23 protein-coding genes, 1 tRNA gene and 1 pseudogene are annotated in these 15,440 nt (G+C 63.6%); 4 read left to right on the top strand and 21 right to left on the bottom strand.

From position 1 onward, the window contains the following. Positions 1 to 196 precede the first annotated feature (196 nt). From uvrB to LL972_RS19495, 3 genes are all read left to right on the top strand, one after another. On the top strand, positions 197 to 2,218 hold the full coding sequence (gene uvrB, locus LL972_RS19505) for an excinuclease ABC subunit UvrB (protein WP_228328990.1): 2,022 nt from the start codon (positions 197 to 199) through the stop codon (positions 2,216 to 2,218). 104 nt (positions 2,219 to 2,322) lie between these two features. Next, positions 2,323 to 2,397 (top strand) — tRNA-Val (locus tag LL972_RS19500). A 131-nt stretch (positions 2,398 to 2,528) separates the two neighbouring features. Further along, positions 2,529 to 3,125, top strand: coding sequence for a hypothetical protein (locus LL972_RS19495; protein ID WP_228328989.1), 597 nt, complete (start codon positions 2,529 to 2,531; stop codon positions 3,123 to 3,125). On the opposite strand, the gene LL972_RS19490 is transcribed toward LL972_RS19495, so the two are convergent. The 19 genes from LL972_RS19490 to LL972_RS19400 all read right to left on the bottom strand — a co-directional run bounded on the left by LL972_RS19490 (position 3,101) and on the right by LL972_RS19400 (position 12,929). After that, positions 3,101 to 3,568, bottom strand: a complete 468-nt coding sequence (locus LL972_RS19490) for a Rha family transcriptional regulator (RefSeq protein WP_228328988.1) — start codon at positions 3,566 to 3,568, stop codon at positions 3,101 to 3,103. The two genes, LL972_RS19495 and LL972_RS19490, sit on opposite strands and share 25 nt — an antisense overlap. A gap of 52 nt (positions 3,569 to 3,620) precedes the next feature. Further along, a complete protein-coding gene (locus LL972_RS19485; protein WP_228328987.1) occupies positions 3,621 to 6,407 on the bottom strand; it encodes a phage tail length tape measure family protein in 2,787 nt (928 codons plus the stop codon). Continuing rightward, positions 6,408 to 6,572: a hypothetical protein gene (locus LL972_RS19480; protein WP_228328986.1), complete on the bottom strand. Its 165-nt coding sequence runs from the start codon at positions 6,570 to 6,572 to the stop codon at positions 6,408 to 6,410. After that, the gene (locus LL972_RS19475) at positions 6,569 to 7,102 is read right to left on the bottom strand and encodes a hypothetical protein (RefSeq protein WP_228328985.1); all 534 of its coding nucleotides are present in this window, start codon (positions 7,100 to 7,102) and stop codon (positions 6,569 to 6,571) included. The genes LL972_RS19480 and LL972_RS19475 overlap by 4 nt, the downstream gene beginning before the upstream one ends. Then, complete coding sequence (locus LL972_RS19470) at positions 7,099 to 7,470, bottom strand: hypothetical protein (protein WP_228328984.1); 372 nt, start codon at positions 7,468 to 7,470, stop codon at positions 7,099 to 7,101. The genes LL972_RS19475 and LL972_RS19470 overlap by 4 nt, the downstream gene beginning before the upstream one ends. A 454-nt stretch (positions 7,471 to 7,924) precedes the next feature. Beyond that, positions 7,925 to 8,392, bottom strand: a complete 468-nt coding sequence (locus LL972_RS19465; RefSeq protein WP_228328983.1) for a hypothetical protein — start codon at positions 8,390 to 8,392, stop codon at positions 7,925 to 7,927. A gap of 13 nt (positions 8,393 to 8,405) precedes the next feature. Beyond that, positions 8,406 to 8,840, bottom strand: a complete 435-nt coding sequence (locus LL972_RS19460; RefSeq protein WP_228328982.1) for a hypothetical protein — start codon at positions 8,838 to 8,840, stop codon at positions 8,406 to 8,408. After that, positions 8,833 to 9,135 (bottom strand): hypothetical protein, encoded by a 303-nt coding sequence (locus tag LL972_RS19455; protein WP_228328981.1) that lies wholly within the window; start codon positions 9,133 to 9,135, stop codon positions 8,833 to 8,835. The genes LL972_RS19460 and LL972_RS19455 overlap by 8 nt, the downstream gene beginning before the upstream one ends. Positions 9,136 to 9,291: 156 nt before the next feature. Further along, on the bottom strand, positions 9,292 to 9,600 hold the full coding sequence (locus tag LL972_RS19450) for a helix-turn-helix transcriptional regulator (RefSeq protein WP_228328980.1): 309 nt from the start codon (positions 9,598 to 9,600) through the stop codon (positions 9,292 to 9,294). 117 nt (positions 9,601 to 9,717) lie between these two features. After that, positions 9,718 to 9,948 carry a hypothetical protein gene (locus LL972_RS19445; RefSeq protein ID WP_228328979.1) on the bottom strand — a complete coding sequence of 77 codons (231 nt, stop codon included), beginning with the start codon at positions 9,946 to 9,948 and terminating at the stop codon, positions 9,718 to 9,720. 20 nt (positions 9,949 to 9,968) lie between these two features. Further along, complete coding sequence (locus LL972_RS19440; RefSeq protein ID WP_228328978.1) at positions 9,969 to 10,295, bottom strand: hypothetical protein; 327 nt, start codon at positions 10,293 to 10,295, stop codon at positions 9,969 to 9,971. Next, positions 10,292 to 10,573: a hypothetical protein gene (locus tag LL972_RS19435; RefSeq protein ID WP_228328977.1), complete on the bottom strand. Its 282-nt coding sequence runs from the start codon at positions 10,571 to 10,573 to the stop codon at positions 10,292 to 10,294. Before LL972_RS19435 ends, LL972_RS19440 begins: the two co-directional genes overlap by 4 nt. A 273-nt stretch (positions 10,574 to 10,846) precedes the next feature. Continuing rightward, positions 10,847 to 11,284, bottom strand: a complete 438-nt coding sequence (locus LL972_RS19430; RefSeq protein ID WP_228328976.1) for a hypothetical protein — start codon at positions 11,282 to 11,284, stop codon at positions 10,847 to 10,849. Between the two features lie 65 nt (positions 11,285 to 11,349). Next, positions 11,350 to 11,706 (bottom strand): hypothetical protein, encoded by a 357-nt coding sequence (locus LL972_RS19425; RefSeq protein ID WP_228328975.1) that lies wholly within the window; start codon positions 11,704 to 11,706, stop codon positions 11,350 to 11,352. 30 nt (positions 11,707 to 11,736) lie between these two features. After that, a complete protein-coding gene (locus LL972_RS19420) occupies positions 11,737 to 11,892 on the bottom strand; it encodes a hypothetical protein (RefSeq protein ID WP_228328974.1) in 156 nt (51 codons plus the stop codon). Next, a complete protein-coding gene (locus LL972_RS19415) occupies positions 11,889 to 12,092 on the bottom strand; it encodes a hypothetical protein (RefSeq protein ID WP_228328973.1) in 204 nt (67 codons plus the stop codon). Before LL972_RS19415 ends, LL972_RS19420 begins: the two co-directional genes overlap by 4 nt. Then, the gene (locus tag LL972_RS19410) at positions 12,089 to 12,517 is read right to left on the bottom strand and encodes a hypothetical protein (RefSeq protein WP_228328972.1); all 429 of its coding nucleotides are present in this window, start codon (positions 12,515 to 12,517) and stop codon (positions 12,089 to 12,091) included. The genes LL972_RS19415 and LL972_RS19410 overlap by 4 nt, the downstream gene beginning before the upstream one ends. After that, entirely contained in the window at positions 12,514 to 12,711 is a 198-nt protein-coding gene (locus LL972_RS19405) for a hypothetical protein (RefSeq protein ID WP_228328971.1), read from the bottom strand. Before LL972_RS19405 ends, LL972_RS19410 begins: the two co-directional genes overlap by 4 nt. Beyond that, positions 12,708 to 12,929 (bottom strand): helix-turn-helix domain-containing protein, encoded by a 222-nt coding sequence (locus LL972_RS19400; protein WP_228328970.1) that lies wholly within the window; start codon positions 12,927 to 12,929, stop codon positions 12,708 to 12,710. Before LL972_RS19400 ends, LL972_RS19405 begins: the two co-directional genes overlap by 4 nt. Before the next feature lie 96 nt (positions 12,930 to 13,025). Here LL972_RS19400 and LL972_RS19395 point away from each other — a divergent pair, with 96 nt between their 5' ends. Next, a complete protein-coding gene (locus tag LL972_RS19395) occupies positions 13,026 to 13,472 on the top strand; it encodes an Arc family DNA-binding protein (RefSeq protein WP_228328969.1) in 447 nt (148 codons plus the stop codon). A 509-nt stretch (positions 13,473 to 13,981) separates the two neighbouring features. Here LL972_RS19395 and LL972_RS19390 read toward each other — a convergent pair. Then, complete coding sequence (locus LL972_RS19390; RefSeq protein WP_228328993.1) at positions 13,982 to 14,302, bottom strand: tyrosine-type recombinase/integrase; 321 nt, start codon at positions 14,300 to 14,302, stop codon at positions 13,982 to 13,984. 568 nt (positions 14,303 to 14,870) lie between these two features. Further along, a pseudogene (locus tag LL972_RS19385) lies at positions 14,871 to 15,116 on the bottom strand (Arm DNA-binding domain-containing protein); the annotation flags it as partial. Between the last annotated feature and the right edge of the window lie 324 nt (positions 15,117 to 15,440).

Genomic DNA, 15,440 nt, shown 5'->3' with positions numbered 1-15,440 from the left:
GCATCACGCCTGCCATGAAGTTGGCGATGGCCACTTAGCTCCACTTCTGGCGACCGCTAGAAGTGGGGGGATTACCGGAGCAAGCAGTCTCTACGGCGTCTACGGCTCAGGTAAGGTCGGCTCCACGTGATGGGGTGTCAGACTTTTACCGAAAGTGGCCTCCGCCTTCGTGCAGTCCTCCCCCGAGACCCGCTCCATGACCGACCGTTTTCAGCTCGTATCCCCGTACTCCCCAGCCGGCGACCAGCCGGCAGCCATCGACAAGTTGGTGGCCAGCTTCGAGGCCGGTCTGGCCAAGCAGACCTTGCTGGGCGTGACCGGCTCCGGCAAGACCTACACCATTGCCAACGTGATCCAGCAGGTGCAGAAGCCGACCCTGGTGATGGCGCCGAACAAGACGCTGGCGGCGCAGCTGTATGGCGAGTTCAAGTCGTTCTTTCCGCACAACGCGGTGGAGTACTTCGTCAGCTACTATGACTACTACCAGCCCGAGGCCTATGTGCCGTCGTCAGACACCTTCATCGAGAAGGACAGTTCGATCAACGAGCACATCGAACAGATGCGTCTGTCGGCGACCAAGACCTTGCTATCGCGTCGTGATTCGCTGGTGGTGGCCACGGTGTCGGCGATCTATGGTCTCGGTGCGCCGGAGGACTATCTGTCGCTGCGCCTGATCCTGTCGGTGGGCGAGCACATCGATCAACGCCAGTTGATCCGCCATCTGACCGATCTGCAGTACACCCGCAATGAGTTCGAGCTCACACGCGGCGCATTCCGGGTGCGCGGCGAGGTGGTGGACGTGTTTCCGGCCGAGTCGGATACCGAGGCGTTGCGGATCGAGTTGTTCGATGGCGACGTCGAGCAAATGACCTTGTTCGACCCGTTGACCGGCGAAACCCTGCGCAAGCTGCAGCGGTACACCGTGTATCCCAAGACGCATTACGCCACCACGCGCGAGCGCACGCTCAGCGCGGTGGATACGATCAAGGAAGAACTGAAAGAGCGGCTGGAGCAGCTGTATTCGCAGAACAAATTGGTCGAGGCGCAGCGTCTGGCGCAGCGCACCCAGTTCGATCTGGAGATGATGGCCGAAGTGGGCTTCTGCAACGGCATCGAAAACTATTCGCGGCATCTCACCGGCAAAGCGCCCGGCGAGCCGCCGCCGACGCTGTTCGACTACCTGCCGCCGGACGCGTTGTTGGTCATCGACGAGTCGCATGTGACCATTCCGCAAATCGGCGCGATGTACAAGGGCGATCGCTCGCGCAAGGAAACGCTGGTGGAGTTCGGTTTCCGGCTGCCGTCGGCGCTGGACAACCGGCCGCTGCGCTTCGAAGAGTGGGAGGCTCGTTCGCCGCGCAGCATCTATGTCTCGGCCACACCAGGTCCCTACGAGCTACGCGAGTCCGCGGGCGAGATCACCGAGCTGGTGGTGCGCCCGACCGGCTTGATCGATCCGGTAGTCGAAATTCGCCCGGTCGGAACGCAGGTGGACGACCTGATGTCCGAAATCCACGAGCGCATCAAGCTCGGCGACCGCGTGTTGGTGACGACGCTGACCAAGTGCATGTCCGAGAACCTCACCGAGTACCTCGGCGAGCACGGCATTCGCGTGCGCTATCTGCATTCGGATATCGACACGGTGGAGCGCGTGGAGATCATCCGCGACCTGCGCCTGGGCAAGTTCGACGTGCTGGTCGGCATCAACCTGTTGCGCGAAGGTCTGGATATGCCGGAGGTCTCGCTGGTGGCGATCCTGGATGCAGACAAGGAAGGTTTCCTGCGTTCGACCGGGTCGTTGATTCAGACCATTGGCCGTGCCGCGCGCAACCTGCGCGGCAAGGCCATTCTGTATGCCGACAAGATGACGCGTTCGATGCAGGCCGCGATCGACGAGACCGACCGCCGCCGCGAGAAGCAGGTCGAGTACAACCTGGAACATGGCATCACGCCCAAGTCGGTGGCGCGTCCGATCTCCGACATCATGGAAGGTGCACGCGAGGATGCCGCCGAGAAGAAGGCAGGCAAGGGACGCTCGAAGTCGCGTCAGGTAGCCGAGGAGATGCCCGATTACCGCGCCATGGGGCCCGCTCAGATTGCCGGCAAGCTCAAGAGCCTGGAGCAGAAGATGTACCAGCACGCCAAGGATCTGGAGTTTGAGGCGGCCGCGCAGATCCGCGACCAGATCCAGAAACTGAAAGCTGCCAGTTTGGCGTAGGGCAGGGCGACAGCACCGGCGTTCGGATGCAGGGAGGGCTTGTGGTGATCCAAACCCTGCGCTAGAATGCGCGCCCTGCACAGCGCAATGCTGACGCAGGAAACGGGCGGTTAGCTCAGCGGTAGAGCACTACCTTGACATGGTAGGGGTCACAGGTTCGAACCCTGTACCGCCCACCACTCAAGCCCCTGAAATTCGGGCAGAAAGTGGAGATGAAGAAAGCCGGCCCTGAGCCGGCTTTTTTGTTGTCCTGCAACCGTCCTGCAAATTGATGTCGTCAACCCTGGGGGGAGTGCGCATGCTGTGTCCGATGTCAGCAGATTGGGGGGATGTGGCGACATGGGTGAGCGGTGCAGCCGCCACTGCCGCCGTGATTGTTGCTTTGCGGACAAGCAAGGAAGCCAGACGCATTGCTCAGGACTCCCGTGATGCGGCTGATCAGGCCGCTGCTGAGGAGCGTGCTCGGTTAAAGGCGGCTCGGGAGGATCAGGCGGCTTGTCTGGCCCTTGTGTTTCATCACGAGCTCTCCGTCTTGCACGGCCAAATGAAGTTGTATGCAGATCACCTGCGCAAAGAGGCCTATCAATCGTCAAGGTTGGATCTTGTAGAGATGATGGTGCGATGGAGACCTCAGGAGGCGCTGACCGTGCTCACTCGCTTGGCTGAGTCGCTGGAAGTCTTCGAACGCGATGCCAGAGCAGCGTTACTCACCGCGGTGAGTGAGTGGGTATCTCTACAGCTGGCGTATGGTGCTGATTCTTTGCAGATCGCGCCGTTGGAACTCCTGCAACGAGCTGCGATCTCGACAGCAAACACTGCTGATAGGGTTGCCGAGTCTTGCTCACGCGCTGTAACGGCAATCCTTCCATTAGTTCTGGAGAACTACCCGGATGCGCGTCGGTTCTGAGAGTAGGGCTTGCTAGACGCTGGTTGCGCGAGGCCGAAATCAGATGCACCTTCGTCCGCACGGGCCGCGTAGGTGGCCAGCAAGGCGCGCAGTGCGGTCGGGTCAGAGAGGTCGGTCAACTGCTCGACCGGCGCGGCCACCTGGCGCTCCAGCTGCTGCCAGCGATCGACAAGGCGCCCGGTGAACTCCGGCGATAGCTGGGCCACCACCACCAGGCTGTCGCGCATGCCTTGCTCGCCGGCGAAGTGAAACACGCGCACTGGCCGCGCCCGGCCCATTGCGTCGAAGCCGGACTTCTCCCCCATTTGAGGACGGACGATGACGCCTTGCTGCACCAACGTCTCGATGGTCCGCTTGACGTTGTCGTGCCGCCTCTCGACCAGTTCGGCAATATCGCTGCTGGTGATGGCCGGCGCGTTGCCGGCGGTGATGGGCGGGATCATTGGCGCGGCAACTCCCACACGCGTGCGCAGGCTGGGACGCTGTTCATCAGCGTCAGCTCCTTAGGTTAAAGCGGTGCTTCACTGCATGTGAAAGCTGGCCGCCATGGGCGACATCGTCCGTCGCGACGTCGATGATCAGCTTGCGCAGCTGGCTGCCATCCGGCATGCGGCTACGTTCCTCGCGCTGCTTCACCGGCTGGCCGGAGTAGTTATTAATTTCGACGCTCATCTTGTCGCCGCCGCGCGGCGGCGGTGGCATTGCCGTGCTGCCAACAAGCCCGCCGGCGGCATAACCGCGGCCGCTGCGGATCGTGCTGAGCAGCGATAGGAACGCGCCCGGCCCACCGATCGAGGCGATGTCGCGCTGGCTCAGTACGCCTTCGCCCTTGTGCACGATGCCTGCCGGCGCGAACTTGCCACCCGGTCCGGTGTAACCGCCGGTATCCCAGCCCTGCAGTGGGATGGATTCACGCTCTACCGCTGCGGCGCCGGGCTGCCGGAACAATGCGCCGAGCAACCCGGTGATGGCTCGCTTGGCAGCCATGCGGGCCATGTCAGCCATGATTGAATCGACCATCTCGCTAAAGCTCAGTTTTCCGGTGGTCGCGAGCTGGACGAAGGCATCCTCCAAACCGCCCAGCGCCGAGCCGAAGGCGTTCTCCACCATGCCCGCAGCGTTGGCTCCCTCGTCAGCGTAATTCGCCATCGCTGCGGAAGCGCCCTTACTCCAATCAGCCTGATCCTTCGCCTTGCGGATGTAGCCGTCGCGAATCACCTGCACCTGGCGGTCGGTCTCTTCGCGTAGAGCCTGTTCCTCCGCGGCGGCGGTCGTTTCGTCTTTTTGTCCGAGCCGCTTTAGCAGGGCTAGCCGCAGAAGTTGCTTCGCCTGCTCCTTGTAGACGTCGGTGATTCGCTGCTGAATTTCAAACTCGCGGTCGCCTGAGCCGACTCGCGCGACCATTGCGTCCATCTCCTCCTGCAATGCTGCGGTGCTGGCGTTGAGGGATTCCTTGTACGAGGTCAGGTCCTCTTCCCGCTGTGCATAAAGCTTGCGTTCGTCGGTGGATAGCACCTGAAGCGCCGCAGCGCCCTCGGCGCGCACCTTGGCCAGCTGCGCCTCCAACTCGCCAACCTGCTTGTTGACGTCGATCGACTGCTTGCCGCTGACGTTGCGGCTGTTGAGGTAGTCGATCTGCTTCTGCAGCGACTGCGCCTCGGCGGCCGTGCCGCGCTCTGCCAGCTCACGCATGCGCTGGTAGTAGGTTTCGGCCGACACCTCGCGCGCCTGGTACTGCGCCTGCAGCACTTTGGTGCTGGTGGTGATCTGTGCCTGCTCGGCGGTGAACGCATCCTTGATGCTTTGCAGGCCTGCCGAGCGGCTGGCGGTTGCGAGACTTGTGGCACCCCGCGCACCCTTCGCGGCATCCGCTTTGCGCAACGCCTGCTCGCGCTCGGCAAGCAGCTTGGCGTCCGTCACCCCCTCTTTCGCCGCGTCCTCCCGCATCTGCTTGATGCGGCCCTCCAGGTCGAGCGTCTTGCCCAGCTGCCGGTTTGTCTCCTCTTGGAACTTCAGGCGTGCCCGCGCTTGCTCAGAGTCGACGGTGGGTGCTCGATCGACCGTTGCGACCACGTTGGAAAAGTCCGGCCCGGCCGCGCTCTCCAGCGCGCCCCTGGATGCCTTGATGAGGCTGCCAAGCGCACCCATCGAATTGAGCATGCCGCCGCCGATCGTCTGGCCAGCGGTGCTCTTATCGGCCTGATCCTGCTTTTGGGCGATCTCGTCCAACAGCCCCGAGTAACGAGCAAGGCCGCCGACGACGCCACCTGAGTTGGCCAATGCGGCGCTCAGCCTTTTCCAGACGACACTGTTGCCGAGCGCGTCCTGCTTGGAGATCACGCGGTCCAGGAGATCGGCGTACTTCTCGACCTCGCCCCAGGCGCCAGAAGCCTCGTCCTTGACGCTGGTCCACGCCTTGGACGTCGCCGGCATGTCCGTCTGAGCGCGCCGCGCCACGCTCTCCAAATGCGAGTCGTAGAGCTGGACCGCCTCGGCAACAGCCTGCTGCTTGTTGCCTTCTTCGACCAGGGTGTTGATGCGGTCCAGCTGCGTCTGGGTGAGAAAGTGCTCGGTTTCGTTGAGCTTAAGCAGCGCCTCGACCGGATCCTTGCGGATGTCCTCGAACTTGGCGATCGTTTCGTCGATCGCCTGTCCGGTTGCGGCCTGCATCAGCGCAGCGCTGGCCGCGACCCGGTCGAACTGCTCTCCGGTGAATTTCCCGGACTCGGCGACCTTGAGCACCGCCTCGCGAGCACTGCCCAGGGAGACGCCGTCCAGCTGATCCAGCTTCGAGACCAAGCCCTCAAGCTGCCCGGTAGACGCAGCTGCGAAATTACCAGTGGCGAGCAGCGCCTTGCTAAAAGCGAAGGACCTATCCTCGCCCTGCTTCCAGGCCAGAGCTACCGCTGCCACTGCCGCGGCCGTGATCGTCAGCGGATTGACCATTCCCAGCAGCGCGGAGGAGACACCCGAAAGCGCAGGCCCGACGCCGCCAAAGCTGTCCTTGATCTGCCCACCTTGCTGCACCAGCACCGTGAACCACGGCATTCCACCTTGCAGGCTGGTGAAGATGTCGGTGAACTGCATAGGCAGCTGCGCAAGGGCCTGGCTTGTCTGCCCGGAGGTCCTCCCCAACTGGGTGATGACGTTGTTCGCCGGCAGCGGCTGACTGGCCTGTTTCTGCACAGCCGCAAGCTGGCCGCGCAGCAACGCGAGGCCCTGCTTGATGTCGTTCACGTCCGCACTGATGCGAACACGCAGGTTTGCTGATTGGTCGGCCATTTACCGTTCCAGATCGTTGAGGTACTTCGTAAAGGCGGCAGGCTCGGCGCCCATCGCCATCCGCGCGGCCTGCGCCGTGGATGCTTCGCGCAGCAGCAGCTGCTCACGGTCATCGCGCACAGCAGCCGCCGCAAATGCCTTTGCTTGCGCCCAGATGTAGGTCATGACGTCTCGGCGCTGGTGGCCTCGGGCAACGAGGAAGTGGATGAGGTCGGCCCAACCGGTTGCGCCTGCGTCATTCCCACCGCCTCGATCGCCTTGCCGGCGGCTCGCATGAGGCTCGGCAGGCGCTGGCCGAAAAAATCTTCGTTGAGCTCCACCGCCGCCTCGACCAGCGCAGCGGCATCTGCCAGTGAGGCACCGCCAACCCATGCTTCCGGCTTGCCGGTCACGATGGCACCGCCCTTTGCGAAGGCAGCGGCGTCCTGCTCGAGCACATCCATCATCAGTGCCGCCACTTCAATGGTGGCGCCTGCACTGACGAGGCTGGCGGCGACAATCACCCGGCCGATGATCGGCCTGGTTGCTTTGATAAATGGGCCGATCTGGGCAAGCGTCAGTGGCGTCACTTCCAGCTGCTCGCCACGAAAGGTGATCACGCGGCTGGGCGGCATGAGGACGGCGATGTCATCGCTGGCTTCACGGCTCCCCGCCTGCGTCTTTGTGGATTGGTCGGGCACAAGAAACTCCTTCATCGGTGGGATGGGTCTCGATAGGCGGGGGGGCAGGCGTTCACCAGCTCGCCCTCCTGCACGGTGATTTGTTCGTCGTAGTCGCGCGCCAGCCCGAAGGCCATCGACAGCACGGTGACGCTCTGCAGTTGCCGTTCGACCTCGGCGAGCGAGGTGTTCGCTGCTACGTAGGCGGCTGCCAGGGAGTCATCGCCCGGCACGGCGGAGGCGCAGACATCGCGCACGCTTGCCGCGTATGCGATCGCTTGCTCAGGTGTTCGGCCGTCGACCGGGCCGCACCGGATCAAGGCCATCTGCAGGTCTGGCTTCAAGTCGCAGGCCACGATGGCCGCCAGCTCGGCGGTAGCGCTCGGAGGGTGCGTGGTGTTCATGGCGAGGTTTCTCCCGCCGAAACGTTGCTCCGCGCGGTGCCGGTCACTCGCTGCGGCGCTGTACATGCCGACCGGGCTTGCTCGGGCTTCGATGTACAGCGCGTACAGGGTCGAAATGCCACTTTTCCCAGGGAGAAACGGCCAAATCGGCCTACCTGCGGTGGAGCATCCCTAGGGGCCGAAATACTGTCGCGGACCGGGGTCCGAATTCCCCCCGGTAGGGAGGCCGACGCGCGAGGGACCCCGGCTGAAACTGAGCGAAATGATCTTCGTTCAGGTTGCGCTAGTCCGTTCAGTTTCAACTCCACCTGTTCAGGTTGCGCGCGTGCCCAGGGGACGGGCCACGCATCGCCGAATGATTGCCAGGCCACCAGCGCGGGGAGCTTACGAGGGCGCCCCGCGCTGGCCCTGGCCGCGGGTGTTGTTGGGGACACCGCCCGCTGGTCCCGCCTCATCACAGCCCCAGCAGCACGGCTGGGTTGACGTCCGCACGTCGACTGATCCGCACGCCTTGCTCAGCAGCGGCGGCAATCAACTGCTCCTCCTCCTGCTCGGCCTTGAGCAGCTCGCGCTCCAGCTTTGCTCGCTTCTTGTCATCGGCCTGCACCGGTGCCTGGGCGTAGACCGCTTCCAGCTCCTCGGTGAGGTGAGCGCGCACCGCGTCGGGCACGATCCTGCACAGGTACGCGAACACGCCGCCGGCGCCATACGGGATTGGGTCAACACGATCCCGGTCATCGGGCCGGGTGAAGGGATATACATTGGTGCTGACCTTCGCTGCGGCGATCTCGATCGAGCTCTCCATGCGGGCAAGTGCGCGCTCCTTGGGCAGCAGTCCGTCAGCGAGGCTTTCGATCTGTTCCTTGAGCTGGCCGATGGTGTCCCGCAAGCGGGCGATGTCAGCGCGGTAATCGGTCGTCATGGTGTGGGTCCGGTCAGGAGTTGGGCGACAGGCCCCAATCGGCCAGCGTCTGGTTTAGGTGGTCGGCGGCAGCGTGGAATGCGGATGCATCACCGTTGTCTTCTTCCGATTCCTTGAGGGCTTGATCGATCACGCTAGCGATCGCATCGATGCCTGCGAGTTGCCGCTCCAACTTGGCTAGCTCGCTTTCGACGTGCTGCGAACGAGCCTGCCCGCTGCTGGCGTATCGACCGCCACCCGGGACGACCTGCTGTTCATTGCCGTGGAACGAATCCTTGAGTTCGATGATTCGCGCATCGATGACGCGCCGTGAATACCGCAAGTCGTTTCTACGTTCGCGCAGCGCGCGAGCCGTCGCGTAGTGGGCGATGCTGCGGATGCGCAGCCGCTCCAGTTTCACCAGCGCCTCTGGCACGGCCGTGGGCTGGGTGGGGGTCGGGTCAGACATGGGAATGGCTTCCGGTGAGGATCAGGGCGCCCAGGGTCGACTCCGGACGCTCCTGCAGGGCACGCTGGAACAGCGGCAACGTGCGCAGCGCATCGACGATCACCTCATCGGGGCCGATGCCGGCCAGGCGCGCAGCATCTTCCAGTGCGTCAGCAGCGAGGCTGGGCAGGTCAATCCGGTAGGTGCGCATGGCGGTGTTCCGATGGCGGCTGTTGCCGATGCCTGTCATTCGACCATCGGCGCCGAGCAGACGCCGAGCAGGAGTGAGCAGGTATGCGCACTTGGCGTGTGCCAATTCGCGTTAGGCGCTCCTAAGGGTCTGCCTACATCCGGGGTTTTCCCGCATGTACCCTCCGCGCCGGGGCCGCCTCTCGGCTCCAGCGATTTGACGATTTGGTCAAATCGCCACCTGGCCGTGGTTACAGGCCAACTCTGCGAATGTGCAGAGTTCTCACAGCAGCGGGTCGCCGGATTCGATCCAGGCCAGCACGTCCGCCAGGTAGTACCACGGCGTCTTCGCAGGCCGGTAGCACCGCGGCCCCTTGCCCTCAGCCCGCCAGCGGCGCAGGCAAGACGTGCTGCACGGGATCAGCTGGGCTGCGGTGTCCTCGTTCACCCGCCCATCGACGGTGACATAGCAACCCCTGGCCTCAAGGCTCTGCCGGATCGACTCGACCGACACCGGCAGCGAGTGCGAATGCTCTGGCTCAGGCTGCACGCCGGCCTCCCGTGCGCAAAGGGTGCAATTGACGACATGCAAGGGTGCAACTCAGCGCAAAGGGTGCAATCTGGCGCAGCGCCGGCAGGGGGCGCAGGGGATGCACGCTGTGCAGGGGGTGCGCCCGCTGCTGGCGCGCTGCGATGCCGCTGCGCCGGCTCACGCGTTGATTCCTCCGTCGACGACGAGATCCACGCGCATGATTACCTCATCGATCTGGGCGAGCTGGGCGTCGAAGTTCTTCTGGATCTCGTCGCGCATCGTCTGCAGCTTGTGGCGCTGGGCCTTCAAGAACCTGACACCGCCGGGCATCTGGGCGGTCTTGCGGATGCTGTCCAGGCTCAGCATCTCGCCCGGCTTGGGGACAGGGGGCAGGGTGGGTTTCTTCATGCGGTTCCTCATCGGGTGCTTCATGCGTCAGGCCCGCACGCGGCGACCTTGCCGGCGCGTCGCTGGGTGGTGGTGGACGTGCGGCGTGGTGCTCGCCAGTGCGTCGGCCGTGGCTCAGCGAGGCCGGGATGTGCGAGTTCGCCGTAATGCAGCAGGCTGGCGGCGGCCAGGATCGAGCGTGCAGCGCGCGGCAGTCGCAGCAGCACCGTGGCGATGGGCAGCGATGCGACTTCCTCGCGTGCCTCGCTGCTGGCGTTGGTGCGTTGCAGGTGCGCCGTCAGTGCAGCGCGCGCCGCTGTGTCCAACCATGCGGCCCTGTCAGCTGGTGTGTGGGTGCTGGTGCTCATGCTCTCCTCCGCGATGCCGTACGGCCGTAGTCCATCGGCGGCACAGGCAGGCAGATGCCATCCCATCGCTTGCTTGCCAGGCCAGTTGAGTAAAGCTCTGCCAGTGCGCATTGCACGCCGAGCACGTCGGTGCAGCAGTACGTTGCCAGCCGGTTGTGGTCCGGCGAATGAACCAGGCCATCTGGATCCGCACTGTCTGCCAGCAGCACCAGCAGCAACTTGGATTCAGGGGTGGGTGCGAGTTGGCCGAATGCCCAGGCCAGTGCCTCTGTGCTCATGGAAATCTCCTAGGTCGGGTGCCATTGCCACGCCGATAAGCGAAGCAAAGCCGTAAATCAAAACCTCTTCGCTGACGCGAAATTCCGCCTACCGGCTTGGTAATACTTTTAAGGTCAGCACGGGGCGCTGTTTAAACGGATCGAAAAGTGATCTGACTGCAGCACGGGGCGCTGTAGTCATTGATTCGTACCGCACAGGGCGCTGTGCCTCACTCATCACTGCAGCACGGGGCGCTGTAGCGTCCAGCACGGGGCGCTGTAGTTTTTCAATTTCTACGCAGCTTCTTTTTCGTCTCGTAGCAGCACGGGGCGCTGTACTAATTCTTTCGATTGAACCTTGGCAGTCTTCCGTTTACCCGATGTCCGCACATAATCGGGACGCTCTGTTTTCCAACTATCCGAAGGTTTTGCGGTTGCTGATCGATCAAGGGGCTTGTCCTTCTTGTAGTCAATTCGACGCCACGTGAAGGCGTACAGGGTGGGATGGTTACGACCGCCTTGTTTGGTACGCTCAATGATTCGGTAGTGCTCCAGTTCCTTCGCAGCCTTGCGCACGGTGTTTTCGGATTTCCAATGCGCGTCCTGCATCAGTGCCCACGACGCACACAGATATCCGTTGTTGAATCCGGAATACTGGCGCGCCAGGTCTTGCACCAACTTGTGCGCATATGGACTCAAGCGCGTGTAGTTCGGATGCGTCAGCAACGTCATGGGAATAACGAAGGCTGAGCCTCCGTTGATGTCGTCCCACCTGTTCTCCTTTCGCCGCCTTCCCATCACGTACCTGCCGAGACGTGATCCGTGTAGGGCTCCGTAGATCCATCCGGCAGCAAGCTCCTTAGCCAAATCTTGCGAGGGCGCCCAGAGGTGGCCGGCCCGGCCGCATCTGCGTACTCAATCCAGCGGCTTTCCCGCAGCTCTTTGAACGCGGCTTGGACCTTGGCCTGACCGATGCTGCAGAGTCTTTGCCGAGCCAGCCGCACACTCAGCACCACTTCGCTTGTGTGGCCGGGCCTGTACAGCGCGCGCAGCTCCACCAACAGTGCACGGGCTACCGGATCCAGCGCGCGATATGCCGGAGAGCTCAGCTCGCACGCGGATAGGTGCACGCAGGTGTCGTTGTTGGTTCTCATTGGTCGATATCCTTGTGACTGCCGGGGCGGTTAGATGCGTTGCGCCAGCAGCGTGGCGATGCGGGTGCTGGGATTGCTGGCCAGCCGCTCCAGCGCCGCCACGATGGCGTCCACACGGCTGGGGGCTGGGCAGGGGTGCTGCCGGACGATCCGCGCCGGCGGGAACGTGATGAGGGTGGCGCTCATGCATCACCGCCGATCACCGAGTCATAGATGGCCTTGTAGCGGTAGGCCGTGGCGCGGCTCATGCCCCACCGTTCCATCATGTCGCTGATGGCCGCCTGCCGCCGGCGCGCCTGCATCCACTGGGCGAAGCGCAGGGCGAATTCGAGATTCGACTGCATGCCGGGGGCTGTGCGATAGGACCGCTGCTTCTGGGTGCTCATGCTCGCCACCCCAGCTGCGCCTGCACCGCCTCGCGGAACTGCTGCCCGAAGCGACCAGCGCGCGTTACGATCCAGCTGAAAATCAGCTCTCGCGGCTCGCCTTCCGGATGAGCCTCGGCGCTGCCGCGATTGCACTCGCGGCACAGGATGTAGTTCAACTCGCCGAACGCGAATACCGTCGTGTACCTGTTGCTCTCGAAGTAACCGATCGAGCGGTTGCAGCAGTCGCAGGCGATCGGGTCACGACGCGTCGGCCTGGTCGCGTAGGTATTCCCTGACAGCAGGGCGGGGTGACTTCCGCTTGCAGCGGCGCGCGGATGATGTACAGTTGTGGCCATGGCTTGGTCGTTCCTTGGTAGGGTTCGGGCATTGCTTCTACGGCTCTGGCGTTGGCGCGCTGGGGCCGTTTCTATTTGCGGGGTCATCGGTTCCTCCAGGGAGCCAGCAGGCGGTCCAGGCGGGCGCGTGCACGGCTCAGCTCATCGTTAATAGTCGCCAGGGTCTCTGGCTCGTCTGCGTACTCACCGGCGCGCGTCTCCAGCCGCCGCACGTCTTGCTCGGCCTTGTCGATCGCCTGCACCTCGCCGCCGGCCGGGTAGCTGTGTGCCAGGCCGGTCATGCGACGCTCCGGCGTGTGGCCTCGCGCTCTTTCTGTTCGATGAACTGGCGCAGCGCGCGCGCCGACACCATGCGCCGCTTGCCGACCGTGAAGCTCTCGATGTCTCCGCGCGCCAGGATCTTGTAGAAATTCGACCGTCCCAGCCCAGTTGCTCGGGCTGCTTCGTCGACGCTGTAACTGAGCCTTTCTTCCATTCTTCTTTCCTCGTTGTGGTCCATGTGAGTCCAATGACACCAAATTCGTGTCGTAAGGATTAGCGCATGACACGGTTTTGGTGTCAAGACTTTCTGACACGAAAATGGTGGAATACGTTCATGAGTGAAGACGGCTACACACGAATCACCTTGCGGATACCCGATGGCTTGCACGCGAAGCTGACGGCGGAGGCTGCGCGCACCTCAAAATCTATGAACGCGGAGATCGTCCAGCGGCTGGAGGAGTCTTTCCACGCGAAGCCAATCACTGTGCAGTCGCTGATACCGGTTGTGTCTGCTGAGTACCGGTCGGCTCTGGAGACGCAGCGCGCGCTCCGTGACCAGCTGCGTGAGCTGACTGAGGAGGGGCCGATCCCCGGGAACAGCAATGAGACGCAGATGGAGATCCGGGAGGTGGAGATACTCCACTCGTGGTTCCAGCGTCAGGCGTCTGAGCTGCAAAGCGTCATGGGGCAGCTGCTATCGGCGCACTCGTCCGGCGAGCCGATCAAGCTCGGGCTGATCCTGCAGCGTCTCGCGGACGTGGATGTGCGCGTCGACCTGTAGCCGGTCCGGTAGTGGGATAGCCGGGATTCCGGCTATTGCTCCATCCGCCAGATATGGCGTTTGCCCACCGATAGCGAATTTCCGCTATCGCGGTCCGTCCTCAAATGGCGGATGCACGCCGATACTGCCGGGATTCCGGCAGTTGGTTCGTCCGCCGCTGGCGGCTGGACCCTTCTCCTCACTGTGAGGAAAAGACCTGCACGCCGAAGTCCTCAAATTGAGGAGATCGCCGCCAACGGCGGAAATTCCCACCGGTGGTGGAGATTCCCTGCGGCGCGGGTAAAGGGGGGATACCGGGGATTCCCGGAATCGGCGATAGCGGAAAATCCGCTATCGGTCCGCCCGCCGCCGGCGGGCAGAAGCGGCACCAGCCGGCCAACTGGCTGCGACTGGACCAATCCCAGGCTCTTGCCCACGAGATCGACCGCTCCTCAGATGTGAGGAGCGTATGGAGCACGGCTGGCGGAACGGAGCAAGGCGGTTCGTCCGCCGTCGGCGGTTGGATGCGGTCAGAGCCTGGCCACTGCCTCGGCCAGCTTGTCCGGCGCCAGGTGTGCATAGCGCAGCGTCATGCGGATGTCGGAGTGGCCCAGCAGCTCACGCACGGTGTTGAGGTCGACGCCGGCCATCACCAGGCGGCTGGCGAACGTGTGCCGCAGGTCGTGGAAGCGGAAGCCGGGCAGGGCGATCGTGTCGCACAGCTCCTCCCAACTGCTGCTGATGTTGTCCATGCGCCGGCCTGTCCTGGGCGAGGGGAACACCAGCCCGGTGCCCGCGCCCTGCTGGCGCCAGCGTGCTAGCGTGGCGTGCGCCTCGCTGTTGAGCGGGATGTGACGGGCCTTGCGGCTCTTGGCGTTGGGTGACGAGCTTGCCCGGCAGGTTGACGTCTGCCCAGTCCAGGCCGAGCAGCTCGCCGCGGCGCATGCCGGTGTTGAGTGCCACCAGCACCATCGGCAGCAGGTGAGGCGCGCGGCGGTCGTGCTCGCGCTGCTGCAGGCCGGCGCGCAGCTGGCGTTCCTCCTCGTGTGTCAGGTAACGCACGCGGCTGTCGTCGGCGCCCTTGACCTGCTTCACGGTGCGCATCGGGTGCTGCTCGAGCATGCCCCAGTCGACCGCGCGGGACAGCGCGCCGCGGATCCGGGACAGGTCGCGGTTCACCGTCGCCGGCTTGATGCCGGCCTTCAAGCGCTGCGACTTGAACCGCTCCAGGTCGAACGCGCAGATGGCGGCGAGCGGCTTGTCTACGATCTCGGTGAAGTGGGCAGCGAGCGCATCGATGGTGGCCTGGCCGGCCTTCTGGTTGGCCTTGGCCCATGGGCCGTAATGCTCACGCATGAACGAGCCCAGCGTGGCCGGCTTGGGCTTGGCCGCCTCGATCACCGCCAGCGGCGCGCCGTGCGCGGCGATCTCGCCGGCGAGCTTCCTGGCGCGCTCGCGTGCTGCCTCCAGCGGCAGGGCGGGGTAGTCGCCGAAGGTGCGTTCCTGCCCGCGGCCCCAGACGATGGCCCAGCAGCGCGCGCCGGTGGCGGAGACGCGCAGCGCCAGCCCGGGAACGGTCGCATCGCGCATCCGGTAGGCTTTACCTGTCGCCTTCGCGCTATCGACGGAACGCCGCGTCAGCGGCTCGCGGTTGATCTTCGGCATGGCTGTCCTGCAAGGCTCCTGCAAAAAAGCAAACGTATATGGACGCACTCGCATCCAATGAGACGTTTAATCAAGGCTTTGCAGGTTATTCCCTTGCTACAGCTACCCCTAGAATCCCGTTGACATGGTAGGGGTCACAGGTTCGAACCCTGTACCGCCCACCACTCCAAGTCCAGACGGCACGGCGACTTGAGTGGCTTCAACATCGGCAGCGACTGCTGCCGCGGATCCTAAAGTGATTTACGCAGCAGCTCCTGCAGCTTCCGCGTGTCCTGTATTTCGTCTTCGACGATTGCTTTCACTTCCTTATGTGCATCGCCCAGG

Source organism: Xanthomonas campestris pv. asclepiadis (genome assembly GCF_020784175.1).
Lineage (GTDB): Bacteria > Pseudomonadota > Gammaproteobacteria > Xanthomonadales > Xanthomonadaceae > Xanthomonas > Xanthomonas campestris_D.
Note: the sequence above shows the minus strand (reverse complement) of the source record. Positions and strands in the feature narration are given on the sequence as shown.